Genomic DNA, 16,359 nt, shown 5'->3' on the forward strand with positions numbered 1-16,359 from the left:
CATGGACGCCACGCTCGACCTTCTGACCCAGTCGGCGCCGCTGCTGCTGAAGGGCGCGGGCTATACCGTGGCGCTCAGCCTGATCGGCATGAGCCTGGGTCTGGTGCTGGGTTTTGGACTGGCCCTGATGCGTCTGTCGCGCTCGTTGCTGCTGCGCTGGCCGGCGGCGGTCTATGTCTCGGCGATCCGGGGCACGCCGCTGCTGGTGCAGCTCTTTTTGATCTATTACGGCCTGCCGCAATTCGGGATCGAGTTGCCGCCGCTGGTCGCGGCCGGCATCGGTTTCTCGCTGAACATCGCCGCCTATGCCTGCGAGATCCTGCGCAGCGCCATCGCTAATGTCGATCGCGGCCAGTGGGAAGCCGCCACCGTGCTGGGCATGAGCCGGGGCCAGGCCCTGCGCCGGGTGATCCTGCCGCAGGCCGCCCGCACCGCCGTCGCGCCCCTGTCCAACAGCTTCATCAGTCTCGTGAAAGACACCTCCCTGGCCGCCACGATCCAGGTGCCGGAGCTGTTCCGCCAGACCCAACTGATCACCGCCCGCACCTTCGAGATCTTCACGATGTATCTGGCTGCCGCCGCCATCTACTGGATCGTCTCGACCCTGCTAGCCGCCGGTCAGGGCATGCTGGAACGCCGCGCCGCGGAGGGCCGCCGGTGAGCGCCGTCGTCGCCAAAGGGCTGATCAAGCGCTTCGACGGGACCACGGTGCTGAACGGCGTCGATATCGAGGTCGCCCAAGGCGAGGTCGTGGCCATCATCGGCCCCAGCGGCTCTGGCAAGTCCACCCTGCTGCGGTGCATGGCCGGGCTGGAGCTGCTGGACGGCGGCTCCCTGCAGATCGCCGGCGTCGAGGCCGCGCCGCGCGCGCCGCTGGCCCGGGCGCTTAAGGGCCGGGTCGGCTTCGTGTTTCAGAGCTTCAACCTCTTTCCGCACCGCACCGCTCTGCAGAACGTGGCCGAGGGTCCGATCGTCGTGCGCGGCCAGCCTCGCGCCGCGGCCGAGGCTAAGGCTCGCGCGCTACTGGAGAAGGTCGGCTTGGGCGCGCGGGTCGACGCCTGGCCTGGCGAGCTGTCCGGCGGACAGCAGCAGCGCTGCGCCATCGCCCGCGCCCTGGCCATGGATCCTGAGGTCATTCTGTTCGACGAACCGACCTCCGCCCTCGACCCGGAACTGGTCGGCGAGGTGCTTTCGGTCATCCGCGAACTGGCCGCAGAACGACGCACCATGCTGATCGTCACCCACCAGATGGACTTCGCCCGCGATGTGGCAGATCGGACGATCTTCATGGATAGCGGCCTTATCGTCGAACAGGCCCCCTCGCGCGAGCTGTTCGGAGCGCCTAAGGAAGAGCGCACGCGACGATTCCTCGGCAAGGTCACGGCGTCATGAGCCATAATTTGGCCTTCGGCGCCCTCCACCAGATCGCCGCCAACGCCGCGTGCAGTTGAGGCGAGGTCCTGTGAAACAGTATATCGAATTGAAAGGCGCTTCTGGCGCTATCTACCGCTACAAGCTGGCCGAGGACGCTGATCCCCGGACGACGATCGCTGGCAATTTCATCTATCTCGACGCCAAGGGCGTGGTGGTGTTCGCTGGCGAGGCCAATAATCTGATCGGCGCCACCGCGCGCTGGTCCGAAGCGCAAAGTCGCCATGGCGCGACCACCATGTACACCCGACTGAACGTCTCGGGCGCATCGCGCGCCGAGGAGCATACCGATCTTGTCACCGCTCTCGATCCGGTGATGAACCGGGGCGTCTAAGCGACGTCCCTTTCTGGCGTCGACTTGGCTATGGTTCAGTCAATGCGTCCAGAGATTCTCTTCCCGCTGTTTACGCCGGTCTCCACGCTGAAAGGCGTGGGGCCGCGCGTCGCGCCTCTGATCGAGAAGATCGCCGGCTCGATTGTTCGCGATGTGCTGTTCACCGCCCCGCAGAGCGTGATCCGCCGCATCGCCACTACGGTCGACAGCGCTGTTGACGGCCAGGTCCAGACCTTCATTGTCAGCATCGACGCCCACCAGCCGCCCTCACGCCTGGGCCAGCCGTGGAAGATCCGCGCCTGGGACGAGACGGGCTTCCTGACCCTCACCTGGTTCAAGGGTCACGGTCCGCATCTGGAACGCCAGCATCCGCCCGGAGCGCGGCGCGCGGTCAGCGGCAAGGTCGAGCGGTTTGGCTCCGAGATTCAGGTTGCCCATCCCGAATACCTGCTGCCCGAGGAGCGAGCGGCCGAAATCCCCGAATTCGAGCCGGTCTATTCGGTCACCGCCGGCCTGCCCTCGCGCACCTTCCGCCGCTTCGCCCTCGAAGCGCTGGACCGCGCCGCCGAACTGCCCGAATGGCAGGACCCGGCCTGGAAGGCCCGCGAAGCCTGGCCTGGCTGGCGCGAAGCCTTCGCCGCCGCCCACAATCCCGCCGGCGAGGCCGACGTCGCGCCGCTGGCGCCGCATCGCCGCCGCCTGGCCTATGACGAGTTGCTGGCTCACCAGTTGGCCCTGGCACAGCGCAAGGCCTCACGCCGCGCCCAGCCCGCGCCCCGCGTCGGTCCCAGCAGTCTGGCGGCGGACGCCGAAAAGGCGCTGCCCTTCAAGCTGACCGGAGCCCAGATCCGCGCCCTCTCCGAAGTGCGTGGCGATCTCGCGTCCGGCGAACGCATGAGCCGCCTGCTGCAGGGCGACGTCGGCTCTGGCAAGACGGTGGTCGGCATGCTGGCCGTTGCCGATGCGGCCGGGGCGGGCCTGCAGTCGGCGTTCATGGCCCCGACCGAGATCTTGGCTCGCCAGCACTACGAGACCATCGCCCCGGCCCTGACGGCCCTGGGCCTGTCGGTGGTGCTGCTGACCGGCCGCGACAAGGGCGCGGGCCGCGCCAACAAGCTGGCCGGCCTGGCCAACGGTTCGCACGCTGTGGCCATCGGCACCCACGCGCTCTTCCAGGACGACGTGGTATTCAAAACCCTGGGCCTGTCGATCATCGATGAGCAGCACCGCTTCGGCGTCAACGAGCGCCGCCGTCTGCAGGACAAGGGCGAAGGGGTTCATCTCCTCGCCATGTCGGCCACGCCGATCCCGCGCACCCTGGAACTGACAGTCTTCGGCGACCTAGACGTCTCGCGCATCGACGAGAAGCCGCCTGGCCGCACGCCGGTCGCCACCCGCGCCGTGCCGATGCCGCGCCTGCCCGAGATCGTCGCTCGCCTGAAGAGCGCTGCTGAAGGTGGCGCCCAGGCCTTCTGGATCTGCCCGCTGGTCTCGGAATCGGAGAAGATCGACCTGTGCGCCGCCGAAGACCGCGCCGCCGACCTGCGCAAGATCATCGGTTCGTCGGTCGGTCTGGTACACGGCCAGATGCCCGCCGCCGAGAAGGACGCCGTCATGGCCGATTTCGTCGATGGCCGGGTCTCGGTGCTGGTTGCAACGACCGTGGTCGAGGTCGGGGTCAATGTGCCCAATGCCAGCATCATGGTCATCGAACAGGCCGAGCGCTTCGGCCTTGCCCAGCTGCACCAGTTGCGCGGTCGAGTGGGTCGCGGCGCGCGGGAGAGCTCGTGCGTGCTGCTTTACGACCTCCCCCTGTCCGACACCGCCCAGCAGCGGCTGGACATCCTGCGCAGGTCCGATGACGGCTTCGAGATCGCCGAGAAGGATCTTGAGCTGCGCGGCGGCGGCGATCCGCTGGGCCTCAAGCAGAGCGGCTTCCCCGCCTACCGCCTGGCCGACCCCGTGGCCCACCGCGACCTGATCGCCGTGGCCGCCGACGACGCCCGCCTGATCCTGGCTCGCGACCCCGATCTGACCTCGCCACGCGGTCAGGCCGTGCGGACGCTTCAGGAACTTTTCGACTGGAAACCGACCTCGCCACAGCACGACGCAGGGTAGAGCTTGGTAAAGCGCAAACCTTGTGTGTCGAATGATCACCCAAAGACAGGTCTAGCTGCTATACTAATGAACGCGTTGAACCATCGACGCTCATTGCACCAGCAGACTAGGCCTTCTTGGCGCCCCGGCTTTGCGCGCAGACGCAAACTGACCGGCGCCGTTGCTTACCCTGCGCGGACCCGGAAGATACCATGGCTCAACGCGCCGAAATCAGCTTTGCCGCCCAGAACGACCGTCACAGCACCTATGAGCGGATCACCCACATCGGCGGCGGCGTCGCCAAGCCCTGGAAGCTGACGATCAAGGAAGCCATCAAGCTGGTCGACAGCGGCAAGTGGCGCTTCTTCGTCATGCGCGACGACGTCGAGGTAAAGGTTGAGGCTCAGACCAGCCGCACAGGCTGCCGCTATCTGAAGACGGCCAACGATCGTAACGAGCCGCACGACCTGCTGACGCTGCCAGACTTCCCCGTAACCGAAACGGTCTAGTCGGCGCCGGTCAGGGACCAGCAAGACAAGCTACGCGAAACCCCTGAAGTAATTCGACTTGTCGCCCCACAGCCGCCACGCCTAAGCTTGCTTCAAGTTTGGGGGGAACCTGATGTGGCACGGTAATCCGCGCAGCGGCGCAGGCGCGGCCGTGGCGGCTCTGCTTGTCGGCCTGGCGGTCGCGCCCGGTCTGGCGGCGGCCCAGTCGTCCAGCCAGCGCGACGCCTATGTGCCCTTCGGCCCTCCTGTCAGCGGCGATGGCTATACCGGCGGCCAAGTCGGTGTTTCCTACGCCTTCCTGAACTGCTTCGGCGAAATCCACATCGGTTACAGTGTGGCCGCCGGAACGGCGAAGACCAGCGACGTCTATCTAATGGCGGGCAAGACCTATGTTGCCGACGGGGTTGCGCCCCAGCCAAGCTCCATTCGTTTCGCCGGCACGGTCTCGCGTGGCGGCGAGGTGATCGGCAGTTTCGCCGACCCCTATGCAGGGTCCTATAGCGCCAAGGGCTGTATCTCAGGCCAGACTCAGAAAGTCGGGATGATGGGGCCGTGGGTGGGCAAGGGCGCCACGCCTGACCAGATCATCAACTTCCTCAACAGTCTGTCCCTCAGGGTTGAACCCGCCGGGCCCGTGCGCGATGGCGCGCTGGAGAGCCGCTTGAAGGCCCAGGATCGCGCCCGTCAGGCCGCCGTCGACAATCAGCAGCGTCAGGAAAAGGCCGCGGCCGAGGCTCGCCGCGTGGCCGAAGAGCGTCGCAAGGCCGAGGCCGCCAAGCCTGTCTCGCGCACCCCGACGGGGCAAGGCGGAGGGTATGCGCCGCAGCAGGCCTCGCCATCACCGCAGCCCGCGCCGCGCCCTCTCACCGACGCCCAGCGGGGCGACAAAGCCATCGAGTCCGACAGAATCCTGGCGCAGCAGCGGCTGGCCGAGCAGCAACGGGTCTATCATCAGCAGCAACTGGCGGCCGTCGAGGCTGAGCGTCAGCGCCAGATCCAGATGAACGCAGCCATGGTGCAGGCTGCGCCGATCATCTATGGCGCGCTAGAGAGCGTGACCAACAGCATTGACCAAGCGATCGCCCAGGCAAAGGCCAATCGCTGGGCCGCCGCCCAGTCAAACCTCATCGGCAAGTGCACGGATACCACGCCTGATCAGTGGCCCATCGCCAAGGATGGTGATCTTGTGCTGGGCGTGCCGACACAATCGGCCCTGAGCGTCGCAGATTGCGGCGCCAACCCCTCCGACCGCTACAAGACCTTCCGGCTGATGATCGACGAGCCGACGCGCGTGCGGATCAAGGCCGACGGTTCGATGTGGATGAACGCCTCCATCGTCTTGATCGGGACCAAGCCGCAGAAAATAGTCCTCGCCCGGCACGACGCGCCGGACCGTGGCGTTATCACTTTTAGTAGCACGATTATCGCCAACCTGACGGCGGGCGAATATCACGTGATGATCCGCAACGCGGCGGGCGCCGCCTTCAGGCCATTCACCGTGGTGATCCATAAGGTCGACGCCAAGAACAAGGTCATTCCGACCGCACCGCCCAACACGGTCGAGGCCTTCCCCTCGCCGCCTCAGGCTCCGCCGCCCAGCCCCGCAACGACCCGTGCGATCGCCGGCATCGCTGGTGTATTCGCCAACGTCGCCGGCTCACCGCAAAACGTCGCGCCCGCTCCCCCGACGCCCAGGCAGAGCGCCGCCCAGATCGCCGCCCAGCCGCTCCAGACCGTCATCGTCACCGACAAGGACAAGGCCGACGTCGCCGCCCGGAAATCCCGGTTCGCGATCGGCTGGACCCCGTCGCGGGTCGTCGAGATCAACGCCCGGGGCAATTTCCCGGCCGGCTCGTTCAACACCAAATGCAACAAGCTGGTCTCGGCGACGCCTGAACCGACCCTGCTGACCTACAAGGCCGGAGAAGGCGGTCAGGGTCCCGGCGGGATCATGCGCTATGCTGGCGAAGGCAGCCGCTGCCGGCCCCAAACGGCCGGCGTTATTCAGTATGCCGATGGCACGCAGTGGATCGGCGGCGTCATCTCGCTCGACGCGACGCCGTTCCTCCCGCAGCCCGAGGGCTTGGGCGAGTTCAAGTTTGCGGAGGGTGTCTCCAAGATTCTACGCGCGCGGAAAACAGCTGACGGCTCGACCTGGGAGATCGCCGAGGAATTCGTGGAGCCGCCGCCCCAGCCGCCGGAGGTCGCCAAGCCTCCGACCCGCAAAGCCACGTCCAGGCGCAGGAAATAGGCGGCTCAGTGCGCCGCCGCGCCCTTGCGGTGATGCCAGAGGTGCATGGCCCCTGCTATCACGCCGCCGACCACGAAGCCCACTGCGGCGGAGCCCAGCGCGAAGGCCAGCCAACTCGTCACGGCGCCCACGCCGGGAGCCCCGTGCGCCCAGTGCGAGAAACCTTCCACCCAATGGGGGATCGGCGTCAGATGGAAGTGTTCCAGGCCGTGGACGATGATGCCGCCGCCGACCCAAAGCATGGCGGCGGTGCCGATGATGGTCAGCGCCTCCATGGTGATCGGCATGGCCTTGACCAGACCGCGCCCGAAGCCGCGTACGCCCGGGTTCTTGCGCTCGGCCAGGTGCAGGCCGATGTCGTCCATCTTGACGATCAGCCCGACCACGCCATAGACGGCCACGGTGATCAGAATGCCGACCAGCGCCAGGGCGCCGGCCTGAATGACCAGCGGCTTGCCGGCCACGTCGTTCAAGGCGATGGCCATGATCTCGCCCGACAGGATCAGGTCGGTTCGGATCGCGCCATTGACCTTCTGGGCTTCGAGCTCCGGACCGCTGAGCGCCAGTTCCTCGGGCTTGTCGTCGGTGTGTTTGCCGCTTAGCGCCTCCAGGATCTTCTCGGTGGCCTCGAAACACAGATAGGCCCCGCCCACCATCAGGATCGGCGTCACGGCCCACGGCGCGAAGGCGCTTAACAGCAACGCCCCAGGCAGCAGGAATAACAGCTTGTTCTTGAACGAGCCGACCGCGATCTTCCAGACGATCGGCAGTTCGCGGTCGGGTGTGAAGCCCACGGCGTAGCCGGGCGTCACCGCTGCGTCGTCCACCACGACCCCGACCGCCTTGGTCCCGGCCTTGCCGGCCGTGCTGGCCATGTCGTCCAGCGAGGCGGCGGCGATCTTGGTGATGCCGGCGACATCGTCCAGCAGTGCGGCGAGACCTGAAGGCATGAAACTCTCGATGGTCGGAACAGACTGGGTGAGAGCCCAAGGTGTGATGATCCGCGCCGAAAGTCGACAACGCGATCCCTTGCGTGACGCTGGGTGAGGCCTGAAACCTAGCTTCGATGGACATTCCCGCCGCCCTCGCCCGCCTCGCGCCGCGCCTGTCGCCAAAAGCGACCACGGCCGTGAACGCCCGGCGTCTGTCGGGCGGCGCAAGCCTTGAGACCTGGGCCTTCGATCTCGACGATGGCGCGCCGCTGATCCTGCGTCGACGGCCCGAAGGTGGAGCGATGCGGGATGCTGCTCTGACTCTGGACTACGAGGCCGCTCTGATCCAGGCCGCCGCCAGGACCGGCGCTCCGGTTCCCGTGGTCGAGCATGTCTGCGGTCCCGAGGACGGGCTGGGCGAGGCCTTTGTCATGCGCCGCCTCGAAGGCGAGACCCTGGGCAAGCGGATCGTGCGCGACGCTGCCTTCGACGCGGTGCGGCCCGGCCTTGCCCGCCGCTGTGGCGAGGTGCTGGCCCAGATCCATGGCGCGCCGCTGGACGGCCTACCGCCGTTGGCGACGTCCGAAGCCCTTGGGGAGCTGGCGCGCTACGAGGCGGTCTATCGCCAGCACGCCGCAGAGCGCCCGACCTTCGAGGCCGCCTTCCGCTGGCTGGAGGCGTCCACGCCGGAGCCGGTCGCGCCCGTGCTGGTCCACGGCGACTTTCGCAACGGCAACCTGATGATCCACCCCGAGCACGGCCTGGTCGGGGTGCTGGACTGGGAACTGGCCCATCTGGGCGACCCGGCCGAAGACCTGGGCTGGATCTGCGTCAATTCTTGGCGGTTTGGGCAGTGGCGCAAGCCGGTAGGCGGTTTTGGCAACTATCAGGCGCTGCTGGACGGCTATGCGCAGGCGGGTGGGCAGGAGATCCCACTGGCGCGCCTGCAGTTCTGGCAGGCCCTGGGCTCGCTGAAATGGGGCGTCATGTGCCTGATGATGTATTCCAGTTTCGCCAGCGGCGCCGATCCGTCGATAGAGCGGGCCATGATCGGCCGGCGGGTCAGCGAGACCGAGATCGACCTCGTTAGGCTGATGGAGCTCATGGAATGATGAGATGCCCGACCGCCGGCGAACTTCAGTCGGCCCTCGTCGCCTTTGACCGCGACGACGCCGGCCCCGTCGACCCTCGCCGCATCTTCCTGGCCCGCGTGGCTGACAACGCGCGGGCTCTACTGCAGCGGGAAGCGGCGTTGGGCGAGGCCGCCGAAGCCGGGGAGCGCGCACGGCTTGCGACCCTGCTCGGCGTGGAAGGCGATTTTACCGTTCTGAACCGGAAACTCTGCGACGCTCTCCGATCCGGCGCAATGGAACCCCGCGACCCCGCCTTGCTGGCCCATCTGCGCACGACAGCGATGGCTCGGATCGCTATCGACCAGCCAGGCTATTGCGGGATCGAGGCGCTGCTCGACGGCTGAACCGACCTGCCCGTCAGGGTCGCCAACCTGCCCTGAGCGTCAGCCTCGATATCGGCATAGAACAGGTTGAAGCTGTCGACCTTGCGGCGGTCGGCCCACGAGCCGGAATCGCGGAGCGAGGTCGATTTGGGCCGGCTGGTGTGCAGCAGGCCATCCTCGCATTGCGCCCAGATCTGGCGCTGCAGGAACGCTGGTCGCGCGCCCCATTCCAGGCCCGTGGCATTGGCGGCGCCCAGGTTCAGGCGCGCGGGCGCCCGCTCCTGGCTGACGCCACCCAGCAACGGATTGAAGCACAGCGCCCGGCGGCCGTTCAGGTCGATCAGCTGGTCGCCAGAGTCCCAGATCAGCGACCGGTGGGTCAGTTCCTGGATCCGCTGGAAGTCGCCTTCTGGGACCGAGGCCCAGGCGGCGACACAACCCGCCTGCTCGCGCCGCTCACAGGCAGGCAGGGGCGAGACGAGGCCGTACTCCTCGGCCGGAACGACGGTTTCGATCAGATAGGCGGCGACCAGACGCGCCTTCACCGCCGGATCAGCGGCGATCTCCTCGCGCAGCAGCCGCGCGGACATCGCTCCACCCTGCTCGACCCCGACCAGCACAAACGGCCGGCCATTGTTGTAGCGCGCCAGATAGAGCCGAAACGCTTCGCGTACGTCGCCATAGGCAAACCGCCGCGCATCCCGGGCGTCGTCGCGAAGGGTGAGGTAGGTATAGAGGCTGGCCTGCCGGTAGCGCGGCGCGAAAACCCGGCCTACCCGATAGAATGGGCCGGCATAGTTGGGCAACACCACGCGGCTCAGGAACCGCTGGGCCTTGGGCTGGTCGATGGCGCCGTTCCAGTCCTGCCCACCATCGAAGGTCGTGGGATGGACGAAGAACACATCGGCGGGAAGATCGGCTGGCGTTGAGCTCGCCGGATCCTTCGGCCGCACCGCCCAGGACGAGATCTGCGCATAGTGCGGCGGCGACGGCGGCTCATAGGTCAGGAACGGGACCTTGGGGTCCAGGGCGTTGCTGAGGATGTCGTAGCGCCACACGAAGGCGGCGGCGACCAGCAGCCCCGCGAAGAGCACCGCCCCCGCGAAGATCCAGCGCTTGAAGCCCTTGAAGCGGTCGCCCATAACCTTGGCGTACACCAAGCTTTGATGGGGTTTAAGCCCCCTCCTGCCCGATGATCGCCACCGAGCACACATTGCTGGCCGGCGCGCCGCCCAGATTGTGGGTCATGCCGAAAACCGGGTCTTTCAACTGCCGCTCGCCAGCCCGTCCCTGAAGCTGCAGGTACATCTCGTAGAGCATCCGCAGGCCCGAAGCGCCGATCGGATGGCCAAAGCATTTCAGACCGCCGTCGATCTGGCAGGGCACACCGCCGTCGGCGTCGTAGAAGCCGTCCAGCACATCGCGCCAGCCTTGGCCTTCGGGCGAGATGAACAGGTCCTCCATCGTCACCAGTTCGGTGACGGAGAAGCAGTCATGCACCTCCATCATCGAGATCTGCTCGCGCGGCCGCTCGATGCCAGCCTCGCGATAGGCCTTGCCGGCGGCGATGCGAGCGGTATGGAAGTGGCTACCGTCCCAGCCGTTATATTGGCTCTCATAGCCGTTGGAGACCGACAGCTGGATGGCCTTCACCATCGTCAGGTTCTTCTTGCCCATGGCCCTGGCGATCTCGGGCGTGGTGACGATGGCCGCCGCCGCGCCGTCCGACACGCCGCAGCAATCGAACAGGCCGAGCGGCTCGGCGATCATCGGAGCGTTGAGGGCCTGCTCGATGGTGATCGGCTTGCGCAGATGCGCCTTGGGGTTCTTGGCGCCATTGGCGTGGCTCTTGACCGAGACGTGGGCGATGGCGCGCTTCAGGTCGTCCTTGCTCACGCCATGCTTGGCCCTGTAGGCGCTGGCCAGCTGGGCGAAGTTGCCGGGCGCCGAGCCGTTGGGCATGACCTGCGGCATCAGGGTGCCGGGATTGCCCACCGGCAGGCCGCCATAGCCGGTGTCCTTCAACTTCTCGACGCCCAGGGCAATGGCGATATCCGCGGCGCCTGACGCCACCGCATAGACCGCCCCCCGGAAGGCCTCAGAGCCCGAGGCGCAGAAGTTCTCCACCCGGGTCACGGCGATATTGGGCAGGCGCAGGGCGATCGACATCGGCGTGCCGCCCTTGCCCGTGCCCATCTCGTCGACATGGGTCGAGAACCAGGCCGCGTCGAGCTGGCTGGGCTCGATCCCGGCGTCGCTCATGGCCTCGATATAGGCCTCGACCATCAGGTCGTCGGGTCCACAATCCCAGCGCTCGCCAAACTTGCTGCAGCCCATCCCCAGGATGGCGACCTTGTCGCGGATGCCTTGCGCCATGATCGTTCTCCTATTCCGCCGCGACGGCGGTTTGAGCGGCCTGGGCGGAACGATCCGGCGCGGCCTTCCAGAAGTAGCGGGTAAAGCCGCGTTTTTCGTCGATGTCCTTGATCCGGAACACCATCTTGACCGGCAGGCCGGTATCGACGTCGCCGGGCGCGACGTCGGTGATGTCCATCATGATCCGCCCGCCGCCCTCGAAGACGATCATCCCATAGTGGTTGGGCGGGGCCATGGAGAAGGTCAGGTAGTCGGCCGAATAGCTGAGCACCGACGCCTTGCGCTCGGCGAAGCGGTACGGCTCCTGGGTGTCGACGGCGGGGTTGTTGGGGGCCACCGAAATCCGGGTGCGCGGGAACTGCACGACGCCGGTTTCGCGACAACGACCGCCCACCAAACCCAGGATCATGTCCTCGTTGCGATAGAGGGTGGTCAGGGCCGTCTTGTTGTCTTTCTCGGCCCGCATGCCCTTGTCCCAGTCGACCAGGCCATTGAACATCAGGAACTTCAGGTAGTTGGTCTCTTCCTGGCGGTCGGCCAAGCTGCCGGTGACGCCGCGCGCCGGCTTGACGTTGGCCGCGCCGGTGGCCCGGAACACCAGGGCCTCGGCGCCTTGACCGAACTGGGCGACGACGATGATCTCGCCCGCCTTGGCCTGCTCCAGGGCGTGGGCCAGCATCAAGGGACCATGAGCGCTACCCGCCTCGCCCATCAGGGCGGCTAGGTTGTCGCGAACGGCTTCGGCCGGGATGCCCAAGCTCTTGGCGAGGGTGACGGCCATGCCTGCGAAGGTCGAGGGGAAGCAGAAATGGGCTACGTCGCCGGGGGCGACACCGGCCGCCTCAAGCGCGCGCTTGATGGCCGGCGGGACCAGCTTGACGATGCCCTCGTCGCGGATCCAGCGCTCTTCCCAGCCATAGTCGAAACTGCTGTCAGCGCCCCGGAAGTGATCGACGAAGTCGTCGGTGACACTGCCGCGTCCCAGGAAGTCGGCCGCGCCCCCCTCGGCCGTGACGACGAAAGCCGCTGCGCCGTCGCCGCAGTCGAGTTCCAGAGCCGAGACCGCGCGGGCCTTGCGATGTTCGCCGGCCGCGACCAGCGCCGTCTTGGCCGCCCCGCCGGACACGGCGGCGAGCGCGTCGGCCAGCGCCGTCAGACCGCAACGCTGAGAGCCGGTGACGTCGCTGGCGGTGATCGACTTTTCCAGCGTCAGGGCGGCCGAGACGATCCCCGCGTTCAGCCGGTCGGCGAACGGCGCGGTCGTGGAGGCGAAATAGAGAGCGTCGATGTGGCTGCGGTCGTCGTCAGAGCCCAGCGCGTCGCGGGCCGCCTCGACGGCCATGGTCAGGGCGTCCTCGTCCCAATTGGCCATGGATCTCTCGCCCTTGCCCTTGGACTTGAGGTTGGGGGCGACCCAGTAATTGGCCTCAACCACCGCCTTGCGGCTCAGACGTAGACGCGGCGCATAGGCGCCCCAGGCGGCGATGCCGACCATGTTCCGCTCCCTCGTCGCGTTAGGCCGCGACTTATCGGCGGTCAGATTACGCTCGCGGAAGGGGTCGGCAAGTGTGACGTGGCGTTAGCCGCGCACCCTATATTCGCTCACCGATACGGATCGTCCGTGTTCAGATAACCCCCCACATAGTCCGCCACACCGTCCTCGAGCGAGGTCATCGGCGTCGTGTAACCGACCTTGCGCAGGCGCTCCATGCGCGCCTCGGTGAAGTACTGGTACTTGCCGCGCAGCACCTCGGGCATATCGACATAGGCGATGTCGGGCTGGCGTCCCACAGCGTGGAAGGTAGCCTCAGCCAGGTCCTTGAAGGTCCGCGCCTTGCCCGAGCCGAGGTTGTAGATCCCGTTGACCTGCGGATTGTCGGCCAGCCAGCCGACGATGTCGGCCGCATCGCGCACATAGACGAAGTCGCGCAATTGGCCGCCGTCCGCATAGTCCGGGTTGTGCGACTTGAAGAGCTTGACCCCCTCGCCTGCCGCGACCTTGGGCCAGATCTGGGCGACGACCGACTTCATGCCGTCCTTGTGGTCCTCGTTGGGGCCATAGACGTTGAAGAATTTCAGCCCCACCCACTGCAGCGGCGCGCGGCCACGCGAGGCTTCGCGGACGGCGTAGATATCGAACAGCGCCTTGGACCAGCCATAGGCGTTCAACGGCCGCAGGGCCTTGAGCGACTCCAGATCATCGAGACCATCGAAGCCTCGCGAGCCATCGCCATAGGTCGCCGCCGAAGAAGCGTAGATCAGGCGGCGACCACGCTCGGCGCACCATTCCCAAAGGTCGCGCGACAGGACGAAGTTGGACTGGATGATCTTGTCGGCGTCCGGCTCGGTGGTCGACGACACCGCGCCCATGTGGATCACCAGCTCGACGTCGCCGCCCCGCCTGGCCAGCCAGGCCATCAGGTCCTCGGGCGCCACAAAGTCGGCGATGGCGTGTTTGGAGAGGTTGCGCCACTTGCCGCCGGCCGCTTCGCGCAGGCGGTCGCAGACCACAACGTCGATGGCCGGATCCTCGCACAGCCTGGCGACGATGTTGGAGCCGATGAAGCCGGCGCCGCCGGTGACGAGAACGGTCCGGCGGGTCATGCGGCCCGCTTGGTCAGGGCGTCGTATTCCAGCAGGTTGGCGATCAGGGCCTCGAACTGGCTCATCGGCACCATGTTGGGACCGTCGGAGGGGGCGTTGTCCGGATCGGGGTGAGTTTCCACGAACACGCAGGCCACGCCGATCGAGACGGCGGCGCGGGCCAGAACCGGCACGAACTCGCGCTGGCCGCCTGAGGAGCCGCCCAGGCCGCCGGGCTGCTGCACGCTGTGAGTGGCGTCGAAGACGACCGGGCAACCGATCTCTTTCATGATCGGCAGGGACCGCATGTCGCTGACAAGGGTGTTGTAGCCAAACGACACGCCGCGCTCGCAAGCCATGACATTGGGATTACCCGCGCCCGTCACCTTGGCGATGACGTTCTTCATGTCCCAGGGCGCCAGGAACTGGCCCTTCTTGATGTTTATCGCCCGGCCGGTCTGGGCGGCGGCGACCAGCAGGTCGGTCTGGCGGCACAGGAAGGCCGGGATCTGGATCACGTCGACGGCCTCGGCGACCGGCGCGCAATGACTGATCTCGTGGACGTCGGTCAGGGTCGGCAGGCCGGTGACCTCGCGGATTTCCTGGAAGATCGCCAGGCTGTCATGCAGCCCGATGCCGCGCCGGGCGTTGGCCGAGGTGCGGTTGGCCTTGTCGTAGGAGGTCTTGTAGATCAGGCCGACGCCGAGGCGGGCAGCCATTTCCTTGAGGGCGTGGGCCGTTTCCAGCGCGTGCTGTCGGCTTTCCATCTGGCAGGGGCCGGCGATGATCGACAGCTTCTCGCCGTTGCCGATGCGGACGGGCGCGCCAGTCGCGGTCTTGACCTCGACAACAGCGTTTGGGGCTACGGCTTGGGGCTGACTCAAGGCAAGACTTCCGACAAGTGTGATTTTCAGGCCAGACAGGTGGCCTCAGAAGCGGAACGGTGCAAGTGCGGATCGACACGGACGGCGACGGACCCATCTTGGTGTGGCTTCGCAAGGACCTGCGGCTGACCGACAACCCCGCGCTCGACGCGGCGGTTTCGACCGGACGGCCCGTGGTTCCGCTCTATATTCTGGACGAAACGCCGGGCGTGCGAGCGATGGGCGCCGCCTCGCTCTGGTGGCTGGACAAGTCCTTGAAAGCCCTTGCGGCCGATATCGAGCAGCGCGGCGGCCAGCTGGTCCTGCGGCGCGGCAAGGCGGCTGAAGTTCTGGACGACCTGATCGCCGAGACCAGCGCGGCTGGGGTGGTCTGGAACCGCCTCTATGACAAGGCCAGCATCGACCGCGACGCCGCCATCAAGACCGACCTTCGGGGCCGGGGGCTGACCTGCAAGAGCTTCAACGCCAGCCTGCTGAACGAGCCCTGGAGCGTGAAGAACGGTTCGGGCGAAGGCTACAAGGTGTTCACGCCCTACTGGCGCGCCGCGCGCGAGCATATCGGCGAGGTCCATGTGACGCCGGCGCCGGCAGCCCTGACCGCTTCGGCCAAACAGCCCGCCAGCGACCGTCCGGACGACTGGAAGCTGCATCCGACCAAGCCGGACTGGTCGACGGGCTTTTCGATCTGGACGCCCGGCGAGGCGGGCGCGGCCGAGCGCCTGGAAACCTTCCTGGCCTCGAAAGTTCAGGACTACGACAAGCGCGACATCCCCGGCGTGGAGGTCACCTCACGGCTGTCGCCGCACCTGCACTTCGGCGAGATCGGCCCGCGCCAGATCTGGGCGGCCACCCGCAGCGCCATCGCCGCCGGCGACGTTACGGCGGGCCAGGGCGAAAAGTTCCTGTCCGAGGTCGGCTGGCGCGAGTTCAACCATTCTATCCTGTTCCATCGCCCGGACATCGTCACGGCCAACTTCCGACCGGAGTTCGACGCCTTCCCGTGGAACCGCGATGACACGGCGTTCGAGGCCTGGACCAAGGGACAGACCGGCTATCCGATCGTCGACGCCGGCATGCGCGAGCTTTGGACCACCGGCTTCATGCACAATCGGGTGCGGATGATCGTGGCCTCGTTCCTGATCAAGCACCTGCTGATCGACTGGCGGCAGGGCGAGGCCTGGTTCTGGGATACGCTGCTGGACGCCGACCTGCCCAACAATGTCGGAAACTGGCAGTGGGTGGCCGGCAGCGGCGCCGACGCCGCGCCCTATTTCCGGATCTTCAATCCCATCACCCAGGGCGAGAAGTTCGATCCTGCCGGGGTCTATGTCCGCCGCTGGGTTCCGGAGCTGTCAAACCTGCCCGACAAGCTTATCCACAGCCCGTGGACGGCGGTGGCGCATCTGACGCCGGCAGCCAAGCGTACATACTCGCGACCGGTCGTGGATCATGGCCAGGCGCGCGAACGCGCCCTGGCCGCCTATCAAAGCCTCAAGGGAGGTTAAG

Annotated in this window: 15 protein-coding genes; 9 read left to right on the top strand and 6 right to left on the bottom strand. The window is 66.8% G+C overall.

Going from position 1 to position 16,359, the window contains the following annotated elements; translation table 11 throughout:
* The first annotated feature begins 1 nt into the window (after position 1).
* From tcyL to ACP69S_RS16340, 6 genes are all read left to right on the top strand, one after another.
* Positions 2 to 661 carry a cystine ABC transporter permease gene (tcyL, locus tag ACP69S_RS16315; RefSeq protein WP_425998986.1) on the top strand — a complete coding sequence of 220 codons (660 nt, stop codon included), beginning with the start codon at positions 2 to 4 and terminating at the stop codon, positions 659 to 661.
* Complete coding sequence (locus tag ACP69S_RS16320; RefSeq protein WP_425998988.1) at positions 658 to 1,392, top strand: amino acid ABC transporter ATP-binding protein; 735 nt, start codon at positions 658 to 660, stop codon at positions 1,390 to 1,392. Before tcyL ends, ACP69S_RS16320 begins: the two co-directional genes overlap by 4 nt.
* A gap of 70 nt (positions 1,393 to 1,462) precedes the next feature.
* Complete coding sequence (locus ACP69S_RS16325; protein WP_425998990.1) at positions 1,463 to 1,765, top strand: hypothetical protein; 303 nt, start codon at positions 1,463 to 1,465, stop codon at positions 1,763 to 1,765.
* Between the two features lie 42 nt (positions 1,766 to 1,807).
* Positions 1,808 to 3,883, top strand: a complete 2,076-nt coding sequence (recG, locus tag ACP69S_RS16330) for an ATP-dependent DNA helicase RecG (RefSeq protein ID WP_425998992.1) — start codon at positions 1,808 to 1,810, stop codon at positions 3,881 to 3,883.
* Positions 3,884 to 4,074: 191 nt separating this feature from the next.
* Positions 4,075 to 4,371 carry a DUF3892 domain-containing protein gene (locus tag ACP69S_RS16335; RefSeq protein ID WP_425998994.1) on the top strand — a complete coding sequence of 99 codons (297 nt, stop codon included), beginning with the start codon at positions 4,075 to 4,077 and terminating at the stop codon, positions 4,369 to 4,371.
* 112 nt (positions 4,372 to 4,483) lie between these two features.
* Positions 4,484 to 6,622: a flagellar export protein FliJ gene (locus tag ACP69S_RS16340; protein WP_425998996.1), complete on the top strand. Its 2,139-nt coding sequence runs from the start codon at positions 4,484 to 4,486 to the stop codon at positions 6,620 to 6,622.
* Positions 6,623 to 6,627: 5 nt separating this feature from the next.
* Here the strand turns inward: ACP69S_RS16340 and ACP69S_RS16345 are convergent, their stop codons facing one another.
* Entirely contained in the window at positions 6,628 to 7,572 is a 945-nt protein-coding gene (locus ACP69S_RS16345; protein WP_425998998.1) for a DUF808 domain-containing protein, read from the bottom strand.
* Between the two features lie 116 nt (positions 7,573 to 7,688).
* On the opposite strand from ACP69S_RS16345, the gene ACP69S_RS16350 reads away from it, so the two are divergent.
* Entirely contained in the window at positions 7,689 to 8,666 is a 978-nt protein-coding gene (locus tag ACP69S_RS16350; protein ID WP_425999000.1) for a phosphotransferase family protein, read from the top strand.
* Positions 8,666 to 9,031, top strand: coding sequence for a DUF6285 domain-containing protein (locus ACP69S_RS16355; RefSeq protein WP_425999001.1), 366 nt, complete (start codon positions 8,666 to 8,668; stop codon positions 9,029 to 9,031). Before ACP69S_RS16350 ends, ACP69S_RS16355 begins: the two co-directional genes overlap by 1 nt.
* Here the strand turns inward: ACP69S_RS16355 and ACP69S_RS16360 are convergent.
* The 5 genes from ACP69S_RS16360 to kdsA all read right to left on the bottom strand — a co-directional run bounded on the left by ACP69S_RS16360 (position 8,998) and on the right by kdsA (position 14,853).
* Positions 8,998 to 10,152, bottom strand: coding sequence for a DUF3089 domain-containing protein (locus ACP69S_RS16360; protein ID WP_425999093.1), 1,155 nt, complete (start codon positions 10,150 to 10,152; stop codon positions 8,998 to 9,000). The genes ACP69S_RS16355 and ACP69S_RS16360 overlap by 34 nt on opposite strands.
* A 31-nt stretch (positions 10,153 to 10,183) precedes the next feature.
* The gene (locus tag ACP69S_RS16365) at positions 10,184 to 11,386 is read right to left on the bottom strand and encodes an acetyl-CoA acetyltransferase (RefSeq protein ID WP_425999002.1); all 1,203 of its coding nucleotides are present in this window, start codon (positions 11,384 to 11,386) and stop codon (positions 10,184 to 10,186) included.
* A gap of 10 nt (positions 11,387 to 11,396) precedes the next feature.
* Complete coding sequence (locus tag ACP69S_RS16370; protein ID WP_425999004.1) at positions 11,397 to 12,881, bottom strand: hydroxymethylglutaryl-CoA synthase family protein; 1,485 nt, start codon at positions 12,879 to 12,881, stop codon at positions 11,397 to 11,399.
* A gap of 107 nt (positions 12,882 to 12,988) precedes the next feature.
* On the bottom strand, positions 12,989 to 13,990 hold the full coding sequence (gene rfaD / locus ACP69S_RS16375) for an ADP-glyceromanno-heptose 6-epimerase (protein WP_425999005.1): 1,002 nt from the start codon (positions 13,988 to 13,990) through the stop codon (positions 12,989 to 12,991).
* Positions 13,987 to 14,853 (bottom strand): 3-deoxy-8-phosphooctulonate synthase, encoded by an 867-nt coding sequence (kdsA, locus tag ACP69S_RS16380; protein WP_425999006.1) that lies wholly within the window; start codon positions 14,851 to 14,853, stop codon positions 13,987 to 13,989. Before kdsA ends, rfaD begins: the two co-directional genes overlap by 4 nt.
* A gap of 59 nt (positions 14,854 to 14,912) precedes the next feature.
* On the opposite strand from kdsA, the gene ACP69S_RS16385 reads away from it, so the two are divergent.
* Complete coding sequence (locus ACP69S_RS16385) at positions 14,913 to 16,358, top strand: cryptochrome/photolyase family protein (RefSeq protein ID WP_425999008.1); 1,446 nt, start codon at positions 14,913 to 14,915, stop codon at positions 16,356 to 16,358.
* Position 16,359 lies beyond the last annotated feature (1 nt).

The organism is Caulobacter sp. DWR1-3-2b1 (assembly GCF_049895765.1).
In the GTDB taxonomy this organism is placed as follows: Bacteria; Pseudomonadota; Alphaproteobacteria; order Caulobacterales; family Caulobacteraceae; genus Caulobacter.